Here is a 1,260-nt window from a genome sequence, read left to right as displayed (position 1 = left end):
CGACATCGACTTCACCCGGTTCGTGCCCGCGTTCACCGCCGGGCGGCCGAACCCGTTCCTGCACGAGCTGCCGCAGGCGGGGCCGGTGCCCGGGCCGGGTGCGGACGAGGGGCTGCCCCGGCGGCTGCGTGACCTGCCGGAAAGCGGGCGCGCGCCGTTCCTGCTCGCCCTGCTGCGGACGCAGGTCGCCCAGGTGCTCGGCCACGCCGACGCCCGGGACGTCGGCGCGGACACCGCGTTCAAGGACCTCGGCTTCGATTCGCTCACCGCGGTCGAGCTGCGCAACGGGATCGCCGGGGCGACCGGCCTTTCCCTGCCCTCGTCACTGGTCTTCGACCACCCGACCCCGCGGGAACTGACCGGCTTCCTGCTCGGGGAGCTCCTCGGTTCCCTCGGGGACGTCCCCGTCGCGGCGGCCGGCGCGGGCGCGGTGTCCGACGACCCGGTCGTCATCGTCGGGATGAGCTGCCGGTTCCCCGGCGGGGTCACCTCGCCGCGGGCGTTCTGGGAGCTGCTGGCCGCGGGCGGGGACGCGATCTCGGAGTTCCCCGCCGACCGCGGCTGGGACCTCGGCGCGCTCGCCGACGCCCGCGGCGGTGTCGGCACCTCCGCCACCCTGGAGGGCGGCTTCCTCCACGACGTCGCGGGCTTCGACGCCGGGTTCTTCGGGATCTCGCCGCGCGAGGCGCTGGCGATGGACCCGCAGCAGCGGCTCCTGCTCGAAACGTCGTGGGAGGCGCTGGAGCGGGCCGGGATCGACCCGGCCGGGCTGCGCGGCTCCGCCGCCGGGGTGTTCGTCGGCACGAACGGCCAGGACTACACCGGCCTGCTGTTCGGCTCCGGCTCCGACGTCGCCGGTCACGTGGCCACCGGCACCACCGCGAGCGTGCTGTCCGGGCGGCTGTCCTACACCCTCGGCCTGGAGGGCCCGGCGGTCACGGTCGACACGGCGTGCTCGTCGTCGCTGGTCGCGCTGCACTGGGCCGCGCAGTCGCTGCGCAGCGGCGAATCCTCGCTGGCGCTGGTCGGCGGGGTCACGGTGATGACCAGCCCGGTGTCGTTCGTCGAGTTCAGCGTCCAGGGCGGGCTCGCCCCGGACGGGCGCTGCAAGGCGTTCTCCGACAGCGCCGACGGCACCGCGTGGTCCGAGGGCGTCGGCGTGCTCGTGGTGGAACGGCTCTCCGACGCCCGCCGCCACGGCCACGAAGTGCTCGCCGTCGTGCGCGGCACCGCGGTCAACCAGGACGGCGCGTCCAACGG

Annotated in this window: 1 protein-coding gene; it reads left to right on the top strand. The window is 75.4% G+C overall.

The genetic code is table 11. The annotated features are described in order from the left end of the window. Positions 1-1,260: acyl carrier protein (locus G3I65_RS27750; protein ID WP_239071483.1), on the top strand; the 1,260-nt coding region annotated here is incomplete at both ends.

Source organism: Amycolatopsis sp. SID8362 (genome assembly GCF_010550475.1).
In the GTDB taxonomy this organism is placed as follows: Bacteria; Actinomycetota; Actinomycetes; order Mycobacteriales; family Pseudonocardiaceae; genus Amycolatopsis; species Amycolatopsis eburnea.
The sequence above is the reverse complement of the archived record's forward strand: the minus strand, read 5'-3'. Positions and strand labels throughout refer to the sequence as shown.